15 protein-coding genes are annotated in these 14,614 nt (G+C 74.2%); 8 read left to right on the top strand and 7 right to left on the bottom strand.

The genetic code is table 11. The features are described 5' to 3' along the window. Positions 1–2: 2 nt before the first annotated feature. Positions 3–887, bottom strand: a complete 885-nt coding sequence (locus CP977_RS02125; protein ID WP_062761068.1) for an aldo/keto reductase — start codon at positions 885–887, stop codon at positions 3–5. Positions 888–1,106: 219 nt separating this feature from the next. On the opposite strand from CP977_RS02125, the gene CP977_RS02130 reads away from it, so the two are divergent. The 4 genes from CP977_RS02130 (at position 1,107) to CP977_RS02145 (ending at position 4,347) form a co-directional block, all read left to right on the top strand. Beyond that, positions 1,107–2,363 carry an extracellular solute-binding protein gene (locus CP977_RS02130; protein ID WP_109186265.1) on the top strand — a complete coding sequence of 419 codons (1,257 nt, stop codon included), beginning with the start codon at positions 1,107–1,109 and terminating at the stop codon, positions 2,361–2,363. A 49-nt stretch (positions 2,364–2,412) separates the two neighbouring features. Beyond that, entirely contained in the window at positions 2,413–2,814 is a 402-nt protein-coding gene (locus CP977_RS02135; protein ID WP_062761072.1) for a PIN domain-containing protein, read from the top strand. Positions 2,815–2,932: 118 nt separating this feature from the next. Next, positions 2,933–4,126 (top strand): cytochrome P450, encoded by a 1,194-nt coding sequence (locus CP977_RS02140; protein WP_152369505.1) that lies wholly within the window; start codon positions 2,933–2,935, stop codon positions 4,124–4,126. A 5-nt stretch (positions 4,127–4,131) separates the two neighbouring features. Then, positions 4,132–4,347, top strand: a complete 216-nt coding sequence (locus tag CP977_RS02145) for a ferredoxin (RefSeq protein ID WP_183953300.1) — start codon at positions 4,132–4,134, stop codon at positions 4,345–4,347. Positions 4,348–4,523: 176 nt separating this feature from the next. Here the strand turns inward: CP977_RS02145 and CP977_RS02150 are convergent, their stop codons facing one another. The 3 genes from CP977_RS02150 to CP977_RS02160 form a co-directional block, all read right to left on the bottom strand. Then, complete coding sequence (locus tag CP977_RS02150; RefSeq protein ID WP_062761078.1) at positions 4,524–4,898, bottom strand: hypothetical protein; 375 nt, start codon at positions 4,896–4,898, stop codon at positions 4,524–4,526. A 171-nt stretch (positions 4,899–5,069) separates the two neighbouring features. Next, on the bottom strand, positions 5,070–5,405 hold the full coding sequence (locus tag CP977_RS02155) for an ArsR/SmtB family transcription factor (protein WP_053643944.1): 336 nt from the start codon (positions 5,403–5,405) through the stop codon (positions 5,070–5,072). Positions 5,406–5,650: 245 nt separating this feature from the next. Then, positions 5,651–6,196, bottom strand: coding sequence for an EF-hand domain-containing protein (locus CP977_RS02160; protein ID WP_109186268.1), 546 nt, complete (start codon positions 6,194–6,196; stop codon positions 5,651–5,653). A 277-nt stretch (positions 6,197–6,473) separates the two neighbouring features. Here CP977_RS02160 and CP977_RS02165 point away from each other — a divergent pair, with 277 nt between their 5' ends. The 4 genes from CP977_RS02165 to CP977_RS02180 all read left to right on the top strand — a co-directional run bounded on the left by CP977_RS02165 (position 6,474) and on the right by CP977_RS02180 (position 11,264). Continuing rightward, positions 6,474–7,982 carry a hypothetical protein gene (locus CP977_RS02165; protein ID WP_152369506.1) on the top strand — a complete coding sequence of 503 codons (1,509 nt, stop codon included), beginning with the start codon at positions 6,474–6,476 and terminating at the stop codon, positions 7,980–7,982. A 107-nt stretch (positions 7,983–8,089) separates the two neighbouring features. Then, positions 8,090–9,367: an AAA family ATPase gene (locus CP977_RS02170; RefSeq protein ID WP_152369507.1), complete on the top strand. Its 1,278-nt coding sequence runs from the start codon at positions 8,090–8,092 to the stop codon at positions 9,365–9,367. 176 nt (positions 9,368–9,543) lie between these two features. After that, positions 9,544–10,749, top strand: a complete 1,206-nt coding sequence (locus CP977_RS02175) for a vWA domain-containing protein (protein ID WP_062761087.1) — start codon at positions 9,544–9,546, stop codon at positions 10,747–10,749. A 143-nt stretch (positions 10,750–10,892) separates the two neighbouring features. Further along, positions 10,893–11,264, top strand: a complete 372-nt coding sequence (locus tag CP977_RS02180) for a ClpX C4-type zinc finger protein (protein ID WP_221331370.1) — start codon at positions 10,893–10,895, stop codon at positions 11,262–11,264. A 36-nt stretch (positions 11,265–11,300) separates the two neighbouring features. On the opposite strand, the gene CP977_RS02185 is transcribed toward CP977_RS02180, so the two are convergent. From CP977_RS02185 to CP977_RS02195, 3 genes are all read right to left on the bottom strand, one after another. Continuing rightward, on the bottom strand, positions 11,301–11,909 hold the full coding sequence (locus CP977_RS02185; protein ID WP_152369508.1) for a hypothetical protein: 609 nt from the start codon (positions 11,907–11,909) through the stop codon (positions 11,301–11,303). A gap of 76 nt (positions 11,910–11,985) precedes the next feature. Continuing rightward, entirely contained in the window at positions 11,986–12,747 is a 762-nt protein-coding gene (locus CP977_RS02190) for a bestrophin-like domain (protein ID WP_062761091.1), read from the bottom strand. Between the two features lie 1,012 nt (positions 12,748–13,759). Continuing rightward, positions 13,760–14,572 (bottom strand): universal stress protein, encoded by an 813-nt coding sequence (locus CP977_RS02195; protein ID WP_079131649.1) that lies wholly within the window; start codon positions 14,570–14,572, stop codon positions 13,760–13,762. Positions 14,573–14,614 lie beyond the last annotated feature (42 nt).

The raw sequence follows: 14,614 nt of genomic DNA on the forward strand, positions 1-14,614 counted from the left end.
GGTCAGGGGCGGCCGGCACCCCGGTCGGGTCCGGTCACGCGGTCGAGGAGCCGCCGCTGGGCGTCGGTGAGCCGGAGGTCCGCCGCGGCGAGGTTCTCCTCCAGGTGGGCGAGGGAGGCGGTGCCGGGGATCGGCAGGACGACCGGGGAGCGGGCGAGGAGCCAGGCGAGCAGGACCTGGGGGCCGGTGGCGCCGAGTTCGGCGGCGACGGCGGCGAACTCGGCGGAACGACCGGTTTCGGCCGCCGCGGCGACGGGTCGCCAGGGCAGGAAGGCGATGCCGGCGGCCTCGCACGCCTCCAGGACCGGTTCGTGCTCCCGGTCGAAGAGGTTGTAGCGGTTCTGCACGCTCGCGATCACGGCGGCCTGCCGGGCCTCGGCGAGCTCCGCGGCGGTGACCTCGGACAGGCCGATGTGGCCGATCTTCCCTTCCCGCCGGAGGTCGTGGAGCGCGCCGACCTGTTCGGCGACCGGCACCTTCGGGTCGAGCCGGTGCAGTTGCAGGAGGCCGACGCGCTCGGTCCGGAGCCGGCGCAGGCCCTCCTCGACCTGTTCGCGCAGGCTCTCGGGCCGTGCGTCGTACGCCCACCCTTCCGGACCGCCCCGGACGACCCCGACCTTGGTGGTGATCAGCAGGTCGTCCGGGTACGGGTGCAGGGCCTCGGCCAGGAGTTCCTCGTTGGCGCCCCAGCCGTACAGGTGGGCGGTGTCGATCAGGGTGACGCCGAGTTCCACGGCGCGCCGGGCGACCGCGACGGCGGCTTTCCGTTCGGGGCCGGGCTCGGTCGGCAGGCGCATGGCGCCGAAACCGATCCGATTCACCCGGTATTCGCCCCCGACGGAGAACGTGCCCGCCGCGCCCGGCGTGTTCGACGTACTCGAAGTCATCGGTTCTCCGCTCATCGGCCCGACGATACCCGGGCCGGTTGCGGTCCGGACCAAGTCGGTGCCCGCATATTCGAAAGCACCATTCGGAATGCCCTCGATTGGAGATACGGCACAACCGTCCGGTAGGGGGCGCGATTTACCGCATGACCGGGAGAGAATTCCGGGCGCACCACCCAAAGGATCCAAAGGAAAGATTTCGTGCGACCAAGACTCTTCGGCATGACCGCTTCCGCGGCCGCGTTCGGACTACTGGGCTCCCTCGTCACCGCCTGCGGCTCGTCCGGGAGCGACGGGACGACACTGCGCCTGGTGGTCCCCGAGTACGGCAACGGCCCGGCGACCGGTTCCAAGGCGTACTGGGACAAGCTGACGGCCGCCTTCACCGCCGCCCATCCCGGCAAGAAGGTCGAGGTCACGCTCTACCCGTGGACCGAGGTCGACCGCGAGGTCAGCCGCATGGTCGAGGAGGGCGACGTCCCGGACGTGGCCCTGCTGGGCGCGTACTCCGACTTCGCCGCGCAGGGCCGCCTCCACCCCGCCAGTGAGGTGCTGTCGATCAGGGCGGAGGCGAACTTCCTGCCGCCGCTCGTGGAGGCGGGCTCGGTCGGCAACACCCTCTACGGTCTGCCCTTCGTGGCCAGCAGCCGGCTGCTCTTCTACAACCAGGAGCTGTTCGAGAAGGCCGGGGCGAAGCCGCCGAAGACCTGGTCGGGCCTGAAGGGTGCGGCCGAGGCGCTGAAGGCGGAGGGCGTGCCGTATCCGTACGCGCTGCCGCTCGGCCCCGAGGAGGCGCATGCCGAGGCCCTGATCTGGGAGCTCAGCAACGGCGGCGGGTACACCGACATCCGCGGGGAGTACAGCCTCGACTCCGAGCGGAACACGCAGACGTTCCGCTGGGTCAAGGACAACCTGGTCAAGCCGGCCCTGACCGGCCCGGTGCCGCCGGCCGAGCTCAACCGGCAGGACGCCTTCGACGCCTTCCTGCGCGGCGACGTCGGCATGGTCAACGGCTACCCCTCGCTCCTCCACGAGGCGCGGGAGAAGGGCATGAAGGTCGGCACGCTCCGCATGCCTGTGTCGGACACGCTGGAGGACGAGGAGGTCCCGCCGGCGGTGGGCGTCGCGGACTGGATGATGGCCTTCAAGCGGGACGGCAACCGCGAACTGGTCAGCTCGTTCCTGAACTTCGTCTACGAGGACAAGAACCTCAACGAGTTCGCCGCGCGCTACCACCTGCTGCCGTCGACGGTGTCCGCCACCCAGGCGTCCCGGGGCACGGCGGCGGACCCCAGCGCCGAGCAGTTCCTGATCGCGCTGCGCAACGCCCGGCTCTATCCGGTCAACGACCCGTCCTGGCTGCAGGTCAGCAACACCATCAAGCGGAACATCGGCAAGGCGGTCGCGCCGTCCGCCGACCCGGGAGCCGTGCTGGAGCAGATGGCCCGGCAGGCCGAGGAGGCGGCGCGGCCGGAGTGACGGTCTCCGGCGGTCCGCGAGGAGAGCCGCGGCCTGACATCCTGGGGTCATGAATCCCGAAGATCCGCTTCTCCGTCCGCTGCTGGTGGTGGACGGAGCCAATGTCGTGGGGTCGGTGCCCGACGGGTGGTGGCGCGACCGGCGCGGGGCCGCCGAGCGGTTGCGCGATCGCCTCGCCGCCACCGGTGGTCCGGCCGACGGCCCGTACCCGGGTCCGTACGAGGTGGTCCTGGTCGTCGAGGGGCGCGCCCGGGGCGTCGCTCCCGTGCCCGGTGTGCGGATCGAGGAGGCTCCGGGCAGCGGGGACGACCTGATCGTCGCCCTGGTCCGGAGCGCGAGCGGGCGGCCGTGTCTGGTCGTCACGGCCGACCGGGAACTGCGCCGGCGCGTCCAGGAGGAAGGCGCCCGCTGCGTGGGCCCCCGCACCCTTCCCCAGGCGCCCGCTCCCTGACGGTTCCACGGGAAGTACGGCCGGTTCCGTCACCGATACGGCGCGAACGGCCCCGTTGACCGCCTCCGGCGACCGTCCTAGCTTCGGTGAGCACCCGCCCACACAACGGAGGCGCCCCATGACCGCGACGGCGGACCCCGCTCCCCTGCCCTATCCGTTCAACGAACCCGAAGGGCTCGGCCTCGCCGAGACGTACACCGAAGCGCTGGAACGGCCCGGGCTGTTACGCGTCCGGATGGCGTACGGCGAACCCGCCTGGCTCGCCACCCGCTACGCCGACGCCCGTCTGGTCCTCGGCGACCGGCGCTTCAGCCGTGCCGAGGCGCTCAAGCACGACGAGCCCCGCCAGTCCGAGGCGCAACAGGACACCGGCATCCTCGGCATGGACCCGCCCGGCCACACCCGGCTGCGCACGCTGGTCGCCAAGGCGTTCACGGTCCACCGGGTCGAGAAGCTGCGGCCCCAGGTGCGGGAGCTGGCCCACGGGCTCCTGGACGAGATGGAGGCCGCGGGACCGCCGGCCGACCTCGTGGAGTCGTACGCGCTGCCCATCCCGGTCGCGGTCATCTGCCGCATGCTCGGCGTGCCGGAGGGGGACCGTCCGAAGTTCCGGGTGTGGAGCGACGCGGCCCTGTCCACGAGTTCGCTGACCGCCGAGGAGTTCCGGCGCAGCCGCGAGGAGCTGCGCGCCTACATGGCGGAGCTCATCGAGGACCACCGGGCCCGTCCGCGCCCCGACCTGATGACCGGTCTGATCGAGGCCCGCGACACCGATGACCGGCTCACCGAGCTGGAGCTGATCGACCTGTGCGTGGGCATCCTCGTCGCGGGACACGAGACGACGGCCAGTCAGATCCCGAACTTCGTCCACGCCCTGCTCGACCACCCCGACCAGCTCGCCCTGCTGCGCGAGAGGCCGGATCTGGTCAAGGGGGCCGTCGAGGAGCTGCTGCGGTTCGTCCCGCTCGGCAGCGCCGCCGCCTTCCCCCGGTACGCCACCGAGGACGTCGAGGTGGGCGGCACCCTGGTCCGGGCGGGCGAGCCGGTGCTCGTGGCGATCGGCGCCGCCAACCGCGACGCCCTGAAGTTCACGGGCCCAGGGCGGCTCGACGTGACCCGCACCGGTGTGCAGCACCTCGGCTTCGGGCACGGCGTGCACCACTGTCTGGGGGCGCCGCTCGCCCGTCTGGAGCTCCAGGAGGCGGTCCTGGCGCTCCTCACCCGCTTCCCGGGCCTGCGTCTGGCGGGGGACGTCCGCTGGAAGGACCAGATGCTGGTGCGCGGTCCGCGCGAGATGCCGGTGGGCTGGTGAGCGCGATGGGCTGGACCACCGAGGTCGACCGGGAGATGTGCATGGGCTCGGGCATGTGCGCCGGGCTCGCCCCGGACCTGTACCGGCTGGAGGGCGACACCGCGGAGCCGGTGCGTCCGGAGATCGCCGAGGACGAACGGGCCCTGGACGCCGCCGACTCCTGTCCGGCGCTCGCCATCACCGTCCGCGCGGGCGCCCGGACGGTGGGCCCCCGCCACTGACGGACCCGGCGGCGGGCGGGCCGGCGGGGCCGCCCGCCGCCGTGGGCGGCCCCGCGCCCGCCCGGGGCCCTCGCGCCCGTCCAGGGCCAGGGCCAGGGCCTTCAGACTTCAGCAAATCCCTTCGTAGGGAATTTCAAATTTCTGCAAGTCTTGGGCACGCGTGTGACGGGAGGGGATCAGACCTCCATCTCCTCTTCGACGCGGCGCAGCTGGTGCCGGGCCATGGCCAGGTTGGCCTTGTGCTTGTCGAGGACGAGGTAGAGGAAGAGGTTGGTCTTGCCGCGCCCCTTCCCGAGGGTGATGAGGTGGTACTGGTTGCCCAGGGTGATGAGGATGTCGTCGATCTGCTCCTGGAGGCCGAGGAGCTCCATGGTGTGGAGCTTGGCCCGGATCACGTCGGTGTTCCCCGCGACCGCGACGTGGACGTCGAAGTCGCGTCCGCCGCCGAGGGATCCCAGAGCCATGCCGCTGGTGTAGTCGCCCACCGCGGCGGCGAGACTGCCCTCCACCCGGGTCATGATCTCCTTGAGGGAGATTTCCACGTTCGCCATGGGCTGCCGCCTTCCGTAGTGGATATGCCGGGCGCCTTTGCGCACCCGCCGAGGCGACGCTACCCATCCCGCCCGTTCGGCGGGGGCGCTTTGCCCGAACATGTGGCGCGGCCGACCGTCATTGGCCGATCCGCGACCGCTCCCGTACGGCCCGACGGCCCGGCCCGGCGGTCAGCGGCGGGCCGAGGCGTCGAGGTCCGCGAGGAGCGCGGCCTGTCCCTGGAGCACTCCGGTGAGGATGCCGCGCGCGACCCGGAGGAGCTCCGCGACCTCGTCGTTCACCAGGCGGTAGTACACGCTGACGCCCTCGCGCCGCGTCAGGACGAGGTTCGACCTCCGCAGTACGGCCAACTGCTGCGACAGCGCCGCCGGTTCCACGCCCACCTCCGGCAGCAGTTCGGAGACGGCGTGCTCACGGACGCTGAGCAGCTCCAGGACCCGGATGCGGACCGGATGGCCGAGGGTCTTGAAGAACTCGGCCTTCAGTTGGTAGAGCGGTGTGCTCACCTCGGTGGCCGGTTCGCCGCCCGCCGCCCTGGGTGCGCGTATTGGCACGGTGGGCCCCTCCCTGGCTACGGGCGGCCGCCGTCGATCCGCCGATGCTGTGGGGACCCACGATCCCAGACTCCCGCACCACGGCACACCCGTCTTCGCACATCGGAGCCGTTCTCCTCCCTTCGGAGCGACCCGCGCTCCCGCATCCCGCGCTCCCGCACCCCGCCTCCTCCGGCGTTCCGTGCCGGGCACGGCCTTCAGGTACGGGTCGGTACGGGCCCGCACAGGTGGTTGCCCGGTTCGGCCGGGTCGTCGCTGATCCAGAACTGGATCCACAGCTCGGTGAACTCGGGGCGGTCGAGGTAGCCGTCCCCGTCCCGGTCGAGGCGGTCGAAGACGCCGGCGACGTCGACGCTCGCGCCGTGCCACGTGTCGACCAGCCTCCGGTGCTCGACGGGGGAGATGCGCCCGTCCCCGTTCTCGTCGACGGCGTCGAAGACGGTCTCGGCGGTCGCGGCGACGACCTCGCGCATCGTGGGCAGCAGGTCCACCATGGCGAGGATCTCGTCCAGATCGACCCTGCCGTCCCCGTCCGCGTCCACGTGGGTCGCGAGGAGGTCCCACCAGCCCAGCATGACCGCGTCCACGCGCGCGGCCAGTTCGGATCCCGGTCGCACGCGGGGCAGGGCCCGCCAGCGTTCCGCGAGGGCCTGGAAGTCGCTCCGGTCGAGGTAGCCGTTGTCGTCGGCGTCGAACGCGCGGAACATGCCGGTGAGCTTGTCGCGCTGGAACCCACTTGCCACGGGCGGCCTTTCTGTCGATGTCCTCGGTGATCCTGCCCGGGGACGGCCGCGCCCCAACGGCGCCCGGTGTCGCGGCGGGGCGCGTCCGCGGCCCCGTCCGTACGCCCGGCGCTCCGCGCGCCCCGTTTGACCGCCCGGGGCCACCCGCAGGAGTGACGGACGGCTTCACCCCGGCCGGAAAACCCCTGGAGATCGAACAACAGCGCGTTATGATGGCCGAGATGATGAACTTCTCCTCGTACCGATTGGGGGACTCGTTCGCACAAGGTGAGTGCTGATGGCACATCACCTCGCGAACGAGATTCCGACCCGTCTGCTGATGTGGCGGCGCGTACGCCAGTACGCCGTGCCACCGTCCATGATCGATACCGCGACCGCACGCCGTGCGGTCGGTGACTGGGCGGGGGCCTGCGCCGCCGCCCGGGTCGATGTCGATGTCGATCTGCGCGCCGTGGCCGTCCGCCACGGCACCGGGCCGGCCGCCCGGATCCGTGCCGACCTGCGTCGGCTGGCCCCGGATCTGCTCCGCTGGCACATGCCCCGCGTCGCCCCCGACGGGCGCCTCCGCCCCGGACTCACCCTGGCCCTGGCCCGTTACGGGGAGCCCGGCGCCGTACCGTTGAGCCTGGTGGTGCAGACACCGCCGGCCTGGGCGGACGCCGGGCAGCGGATGTCGCTCGCCGTGTGGGAGGGGTCCGGGAACGACGTTCCCGGCCGCTCTCCGCGCGTCCACCCGCATCCGCATCCCGACCGGCGTTTCCGGCTCGACCTGCACCGGCACCTCTGGGACGCGGAGCGGGCCGGCGACCTGGCACGGCGGTGCGGTGCGGACGGGCCGCCGCCCGCGGCACCGTCCGAACGGCTCGGCGCCTCCCTCCCCCGGGACGGCTCGTGGGCGGTCGCCCGGTGGGCGGCCGAGGCGGAGTCGCTGCTGCGGTCCGAGGGGCTTCCCCCTCGCGGCGCCTTCACCGTACGGCTCGGTGCGGGGCGGCGGGCCGTGTACGAGCTCGTCGCGCCCGACGACAACCACGCCCCGGCCCTCGGACCGCTACGGGAGCCGCTGCCGCCGCAGGAGGCCGCGGCGCTCCCGGTGCTGCCGGAAGCGGCGGCCCGGGCCCTTCCCGACCTGGAGCTGCTGCGCGCCGGGCTGATCGCGGCCGAGCGGCTGCACCCCCTCGTCGCCGGGGCCCTGGCGGGGTCCGTCCCCGCCGCCCCTCCGGTGGCGTCCGGCGTCTTCCACGAGCCCGGTGATCCGCACCGGGTGGAGTGCCGGGGCGAGGTCCACCGGATCGCGCTGAGGGACGGGGTGCTGTCGGCGGTCGACCACGATCCGGTCACCCTGCGCCGGGAGGAGCTCCTTGTGGCCCTCGGCGGGCCGGCGCTGCCCTGCCTGCGGGCGATCGACGGGGTGCACCGCAGTCCGGAGGCGCTGCCCGCGGTCCGGGAACGGCTCGGGCACGGTGACGTCGCGGGGGCGCTGGACGTCGTGGTGGGGCTCCTCGGTCCCGGCGCGGTCCTGCGCGACGGCCCGCTCCGGGAGGAGCTGGTGTCCGCCGCGGCCCGCCGCGTCGACCACGGGCTCTTCCGCGCGGGTCTGGTCCCCGAGCATCCCGCCGCCGGTGCGCGCGCCGGTGCGGCGGGGGCGGGGGACGCGCGGGGCACCAGGTCCGCGGAGGCGGACCACCGTCCCCGGCTCGACCGCCGTGCGCCTCTGTCGATGCGCCGCAAGCGGAACGGCGTGTCCAGACCCCGGGTCGGCCTGCCCGTGGCACTCCCGGTCTTCTGAGCCCCTTCGCCCTCCGAGCCCTCTCCGCTCGTACCGCGCCGAACGCTCCCACGTCCCACGACACCCCGGACGGGTCTCCCCCGTCCCCTCGTTCCCAGGTGATGCCCATGACGTCCCGTACCCCCGTGTCCGCCTCCGCCGCCTCCCCTACGGTCGGCACCCGCCTCGCCGTCGCCGACGACCTCCTCGGGCTCCTGCGGACGACGACCACCGAGCCGCGCCCCGACGAACAGCTCGAAGCGCTCACCCTGGCCGTCGCCGCCGACCTGCCCGTACTGCTCTGGGGCGAACCGGGCATCGGCAAGACCGCGGCCCTGACCCAGCTCGCCGACTCCCTCGGCCTGCCGCTGACGACGGTCATCGCCAGCGTCCACGAGCCCTCCGACTTCTCCGGGCTGCCGATCGTGGGCGACGACCCGGAGGTACGGGGAGTGCCGATGGCCCCGCCGCAGTGGGCCGTGGAACTCGTGCGCGCCGGGCGGGGCCTGCTCTTCCTGGACGAGCTCTCCACCGCCACGCCCGCCGTGCAGGCCGCGCTGCTCCGGGTCGTCCTGGAGCGGCGGGTCGGCGCGCTGCGGCTGCCGCCGGGCGTACGGATCGTGGCCGCCGCCAACCCCCGGGCGTCGGCGGCGGACGGGTGGGAGCTGAGCCCTCCGCTGGCCAACCGGTTCGTGCACCTGTACTGGGTCCACGACCGGGAGGTGGTGGTGCGCGGCCTCGGCGGGGTCTGGCCCCGGGCGGAGCTGCCCCGGCTGGACCCGGAGAGGCTGCCGGAGGCGGTGGCCCTCGCCCGGCGCGCGGTCTGCGGCTTCCTGAAGGCCCGGCCGACGATGATCCACCGGCTGCCGACCACCGAGACCCGGCGCGGGGGCGCCTGGCCCTCGCCCCGGAGCTGGGAGACCGCGCTGACCCTCCTCGCCTTCGGGACGGCGGCCTCCGTCTCGCGGGAGGTGCTGGCGCTGCTGGTGCGGGGAGCGGTGGGGGACGGGCCGGGGCTCGAACTCCTCGCCCACCTGGACCGGATGGACCTGCCTGACCCGGAGTCGCTGCTGGCCGATCCGGCCTCCGCCGCACTGCCGGAGCGCGGCGACCTGCGCCAGGCGGCCCTCGAAGCGGTGGTGGCCGCCGTCGGGGCGCGCCCGGAACGGGAACGGTGGGAGGCGGGCTGGGCCGTACTGGTCCGGGCCCTGGAGACCGGCGCCCCGGACCTGCTCGTCGCCCCGGCGACGACGCTGGCCGCGCTGCGCCGGGACGACTGGGAGCTCCCCGAGTCGGTGGAGCGGCTGGCCGGGGTGATCGGGCTCGCCCGGCGCGCGGACCGGTCGGTGGGACGCGCCACCGCCCCGGCGGCCGGCGCCGGGCGTGCGGCGGGGGCGCGGCGATGACGGGGGCCGCGCGGCCCCGGCCGCCGCACCGGAAGCCCCCGGCCCCGCTCCCCCGCCCGATGGCCCCTCCCCCGCTCCCCCGCCCGGTGGGGGCCACCGGGCCGACGCCGTCGGCCGGTTCCGGCGCATCGCGTGACCGCAGGGGCTCGGCCGGGGCGTACGGACTCCCCCTGGACATGGACAAGTTGCTGGCCGCCCGGCTGCACGCGGTCAAGGTGCGGCCCTATCTGGCGGGCGCGCTCTTCGCCCTGCACGTGGTGGAGGACCGGTCGGTGCCGACGATGGCGGTGGACGCGTACTGGCGCTGCTACGTCTCCCCGGGGTTCGTCGCGTCCACTCCGGTGGAGGAGCTGGCGGGCGTCTGGGTGCACGAGGTCTCCCATCTGCTCCGGGACCACCACGGGCGGGGCGAGCGGTACGCGAAGGAGCACGACGAGCACGGGCCGGGAGAGCGGCTGCGGCGCAACATCGCCGCCGACTTCGAGATCAACGACGACATCTACGGCGACGGCCTCCCCCGGCCGGCCGGGGCGGTGCTCCCTTCGCTGCTGCGGCTGCCCGAGGGGCAGTTGATGGAGGAGTACCTGCGGACGGCGTCGATGTCCGGGCTCGCCGCCGGTCTGGCCTGGCTGGACTGCGGCAGCGGCGCGGACGGTCACGCCCGGCCGTGGGAGCTGGGGCCCGACGGGGCCCACGGGCTGAGCAGGCAGCAGCGGGACGCGGTGCGCTTCCGGGTCGCGGAGGGCATCAAGGGCCGGCCGGGCGACGCGCCGGAGGGGTGGCGCCGGTGGGCGGAGGAGGCGTTCCATCCGCCGCAGCCGTGGCGGCGCCTGCTGGGGGCCGCGATCCGTTCGGCGGCGGGGGCGCCGGGGGTGGGCGAGAACCACAGCTACCGGCGTCCGTCCCGGCGCTCGGCCGGTGTTCCGGGGGTGGTGCTGCCGAGTCTGCGCCGTACGCCGCCCAGCGTCTGCGTGGTCATCGACACCTCGGGGTCGGTGAGCGACGCCGAGCTGGGCAGCGCGCTCCTGGAGGTGGCGGCGATCTCGCGGGCGGTGGGCGGACGGCGCGACCTGGTCTCGGTGATCTCGTGCGACGCGGCGGCCGGGATCGCCGTGCCGCTGTGCCGTGCGGAGGACATCGAGCTGGTCGGCGGCGGTGGAACGGACCTGCGTTCCGGTTTCGCCCGGGCCCTGCGCGCCCGGCCGCGCCCGGACGTCATCGTCGCCCTGACGGACGGCCAGACGCCCTGGCCCTCCGCCCAGCCGCCCTGCCGCACCGTCGTCGGCCTCTTCCCTCGCCCCGCCCGTTCCGTGAACGAGGAGAACCCCGACTACACCCCCGACGCGCCGCCCTCCTGGGCGCGCGTCGTCACCATCGCCTGACGCCCGGGACGGTCTCCGCGCCGGGTGGCGCTCCGTCGGCCGTGACCCTGGCGCCGCCTCGGCTTGTCAGGCTGTCCCTGACGTTCCTAAGCTGTTCGTCAGGGGCGGCCTGACAAGTGGGCCGCCGGTGGGGAAGGGGTGCCGTGTTCGCCGAGAAGACGGACGACGACGGCCGGATGTGCTCGTTCTGCGCCAGGCCCGAGGCTGAGGTGACCAAGCTGGTCGCCGGCCCCGGGGTGAACATCTGCACCGAGTGCGTGGACTTGGCCGCCTCGATCGTGGCCGAATACCGGCCGGGTCCCACCGAGTTGCGGATGCCGATGTGGGGCGGGCTGACCGACGCCGAGATGCTGGAGCGGCTGCCCCGGGTCGCGGCGGTCGCCGACCGGATCGAGGCCGATCTGCGCATGTGGGTCACGGAGCTCCGGCGGCGCGGCGTGACCTGGGCCAGGATCGGCCGGGCACTGGGCATCACCCGCCAGTCGGCCTGGGAGCGGTTCTCCGGGGAGGAGTGACCCGGGACCGTCGCCCGTCCGCCGCGGGTGCGACGGTCAGGCCCCCCGGTGCGCCGGTCGCACCAGACCGCGGAACGGGCGGAACCAGGGTCCGGCGCCGCCGGGTTCGTCCTCGAACCCGGTGAGTACGAGGAGCTGCCGTCCGTCCGCGGCGACGAAGGAGCACTCCGCCACCGCGGCCGGGTCGGCGGGCTCGCGCCCGGCCAGGGCGTCGGCGAGGGACCGGGCCGCCCCGGCGTCCTCGGTGTCGTACCACGTCGCGGTGAAGCAGCGGGCGGTCCCGCCGTGCCGGCCCGTGAGGCGGTGGGGCGCGTAACGGCCCGGCGGAGCGGCCGAGTAGAGCGCCTGGACGGCGCTGCCGAGGGTCTGCTGGTTGCGGGGGTCGGCGGCGAAGGCCCGGTGGGCTTCGGGGGTCGTCCACTGGGCGAAGTTGAGGACGGTCCGGCCGTCGGACCCCGCCAGGCAGTGCCGTGCGAGGTACGCGGCCGGCAGCCGGGCCTCCTCCCAGGCGTCCATGACGCCGGACATGACCTTCCGCTGCTGTTCGGGCCCCTCGGTGTGCCACAGGGACGCCAGGACGAGGCCCGCGTCCGGGCGGGTGGGGTCGGATGGTGCGATCGGCCGGAGGCCGGTGGTGTCGGTCATGCCACCAGCCTCCGACCTCGACCGCGGTTGAGGTCAACTCCCTTGGCCGAACCCGGCCTTCGCTCCGGACGGGGGGTCAGGCGGTCGGGGTGATCAGGTCGGTCAGGGGCTGGGCTGAGTCGGTGCCGGAGTGGCCGAAGGGGGCGTCGAAGCTCCAGACGAGGAAGAGCAGGAAGACCACCAGGGAGCTGAAGGTGGTGGCCAGCAGCAGTTCGCGGGCGGAGCGGCGGATCTGCAGGGTGTAGAGCAGACCGAGGGTGACCACGGCGCCGGCGACGAGGCCGAACCAGACCGCGCCGGGCAGGGTGGTGCCGGCGCTGTCCAGGCGCTGGTGGCGGGCGTCGTCAGCGGCGGCGACCTGGTCGAGGAGGGGCTGGTAGGCCTGGGCCTGCAGCTCGTCGGCCGGGGTGTGGTGGGCGATGTCGCTGCGGATGCGGCCGAGCAGGTCGGCACCGGTGGAGCCGACGGGGACGTCGTCCTTCATGGCGGGCCACTCGGTGGTGACGGCGTGCCGGGCGTAGGCGTCGATGTGCTCCTTGACCTGGGCGCGGAAGGCGGCCGGGTAGACGTCGAGCCGCTGGTCGATCTCGTAGAGGGCCTGGGCCTCGCGCTGGACGGTGTCCTCGGCCGCGCCACGGGCCTCCCACACGCCCGCGATCGCCAGGCCGAGCACGATGGCGTAGACGACGCCGACCATCATGACCATGTACTCCAGCACGTCCGGGGTCTCGGAGGTGTCCTCGTCCGCGGCCACCCTGCGGTGCCGCATGACGGTGGTCACGATGACGAGCAGGCAGACCAGGACCGAGGCGAGGGTGTAGACGAGCCATTCCGGCACGGCGCAACTCCAGGGCGGGTGAGGTGGGAGGGGAAGGAAGGGAAGCGGGTACGAGTACGGGTGCGGTCGCGGGTCGTCAGCCGCGGCCGCGGCGGCGGGAACCCGGCCGTAGGGCGACCGCGGCCAGAACGCCCGGGAGGGTGACGACGACCGTGGACATGGTCGTCGACATCCCGGCCGGGAGCGGGCGGGTGGGACCGCCGGTGTAGTGCGGGCGCGGCACCCACCGGAAGGCCTGCTGGGCCTTCGACGGGGCCGGGGGCGCGGCAGCGGTCGGGGGCGGGGCGGGGTCGGCGCCGGGTGCCGGGGCGGCCGGGGGCCCGGATTCGGCTGGGGCCTCGGCGGGCTTCGGTGCGGTGGGCCCGGGTGCCGCGTGGCGGGCGGTCGGCGGGGCCGGCCGAGGAGGGGGCGAGGTCACGGTCGGCTCGAACGCCGGCGGTACCGAGGGTTGTGGTGCGGGCGGGGGCGCGACCGGCGCCGGCGGTCGCGGTGCGGAGGGTGTCGGGGCCGGCGGTCGCGGTGCGGGCGGAGGCGTGGACGGTGCCGGTGCCGGGGGGCGGCACGCGGGCGGGGGCGCGGTCGCGGGCCGTGGGGCGTCCGGTCGGGGTTCCGGGTGGTCGTGGCCCATGTCGATCCACACGTCCGGGGCGCACACCACCAGGTGGTCGCCGGTCGGGGTGTGGTCCATGACGACCACGGCGTCACCGTACTGAGGGAGCGGACACAGGGCCGCCGCGGCCCCCAGACCGACACTGATCCAGCTGCCCACCGAACCGCCCCTTCCGCGCTACGACCCGTTCCCGATGCGACCTGTTCTCGTACGCCCCCCGATCGTCCGGAGCGGGCGCCACAGCGGGTAACGATCATGGACGGGGCAGGTCACGGGGTGCGCGCCCCGGAGGAGGTCTCCGTCGCGGTCTTTCACCGGGGTGGAGGAATCATCCAGTTGTCCGGTCCGCGGTCCGCTGTTCCCACGGTCGTGGTTCCGGCGGGCCGGGCGTGGTCGGGCCGCTCATGCCGCCCTGCGGACGGTGACGACGGGGCAGTGCGCGTACGTCATCGCGGCCTGGCTGACCGAGCCCAGGAGCAGTCCGGCGATGCCGCTGCGGCCGCGGGCGCCGACGACCAGCAGTTGGGCCGTTCGGCTCGCCTCGATCAGGACCTCGTGCGCCTTGCCCTCCACCAGGTCGCGCCGGACGGTGACGTCCGGATGGGTGTCCGCGCGGCCGGCGAGCGCCCGGGCCAGCGCTCGCGCCTCGGACTCGGGGGTCGTGCCGGGCGGGGCCTTGTCGGGCTGCCAGGCGTGCACCGCCACGAGTCCGGTCCGGCGCCGGGCGGCCTCGGCGAACGCGACGTCGACGGCCTCTTCGCTGTCCGGGGAGCCGTCGATCCCCAGGACGACGGGCTCCCCGTCGGCGGACGTCCCGTGTTCCTCCCGGACGGTCATCACGGGGCAGTGGCTGCGGGCGGCCAGGGAGACGGGGGTGGATCCCAGCAGCAGGCCCGTGATGCCGCCCATCCCCCTGGAGCCGACGACGATCAGGTCCGCCGCCCGTGACTCGGCCTCCAGCACGTGCACCACGTCGCCGGTCACCACGGCCTTGGTCACCACGAGCTCGGGCTCGACGCCGAGGGCGTGCACCGCCGCCTCCTGGACGAGGGTGGCGGACGCCGGGTCCGGCACCACGTACCTGGGTTTGATCGGCACCTCGACGTGGACCACGCGCAGCCTCGCGCCGCGCCGTGCCGCCGCCGTGGCGGCTGCCGCCACGGCGGTGAGACTCATGTCCGAGCCGTCCACCCCGACCACGACGAGATTGCTCATAGCTGGCTGCTCCACTTCACGCGCGGGTTCCCAGCCTCACCC

This window comes from Streptomyces cinereoruber (assembly GCF_009299385.1).
GTDB lineage: Bacteria > Actinomycetota > Actinomycetes > Streptomycetales > Streptomycetaceae > Streptomyces > Streptomyces bikiniensis.

What these genes read in the sequence shown, in the direction of transcription:
- CP977_RS02125 (WP_062761068.1), bottom strand. Translation starts at nt 887, where the DNA reads ATGACTTCGAGTACGTCGAACACGCCGGGCGCGGCGGGCACGTTCTCC.
- CP977_RS02130 (WP_109186265.1), top strand. Translation starts at nt 1,107, where the DNA reads ATGACCGCTTCCGCGGCCGCGTTCGGACTACTGGGCTCCCTCGTCACC.
- CP977_RS02135 (WP_062761072.1), top strand. Translation starts at nt 2,413, where the DNA reads ATGAATCCCGAAGATCCGCTTCTCCGTCCGCTGCTGGTGGTGGACGGA.
- CP977_RS02140 (WP_152369505.1), top strand. Translation starts at nt 2,933, where the DNA reads ATGACCGCGACGGCGGACCCCGCTCCCCTGCCCTATCCGTTCAACGAA.
- CP977_RS02145 (WP_183953300.1), top strand. Translation starts at nt 4,132, where the DNA reads ATGGGCTGGACCACCGAGGTCGACCGGGAGATGTGCATGGGCTCGGGC.
- CP977_RS02150 (WP_062761078.1), bottom strand. Translation starts at nt 4,898, where the DNA reads ATGGCGAACGTGGAAATCTCCCTCAAGGAGATCATGACCCGGGTGGAG.
- CP977_RS02165 (WP_152369506.1), top strand. Translation starts at nt 6,474, where the DNA reads ATGGCACATCACCTCGCGAACGAGATTCCGACCCGTCTGCTGATGTGG.
- CP977_RS02170 (WP_152369507.1), top strand. Translation starts at nt 8,090, where the DNA reads ATGACGTCCCGTACCCCCGTGTCCGCCTCCGCCGCCTCCCCTACGGTC.
- CP977_RS02175 (WP_062761087.1), top strand. Translation starts at nt 9,544, where the DNA reads ATGGACAAGTTGCTGGCCGCCCGGCTGCACGCGGTCAAGGTGCGGCCC.
- CP977_RS02185 (WP_152369508.1), bottom strand. Translation starts at nt 11,909, where the DNA reads ATGACCGACACCACCGGCCTCCGGCCGATCGCACCATCCGACCCCACC.
- CP977_RS02195 (WP_079131649.1), bottom strand. Translation starts at nt 14,572, where the DNA reads ATGAGCAATCTCGTCGTGGTCGGGGTGGACGGCTCGGACATGAGTCTC.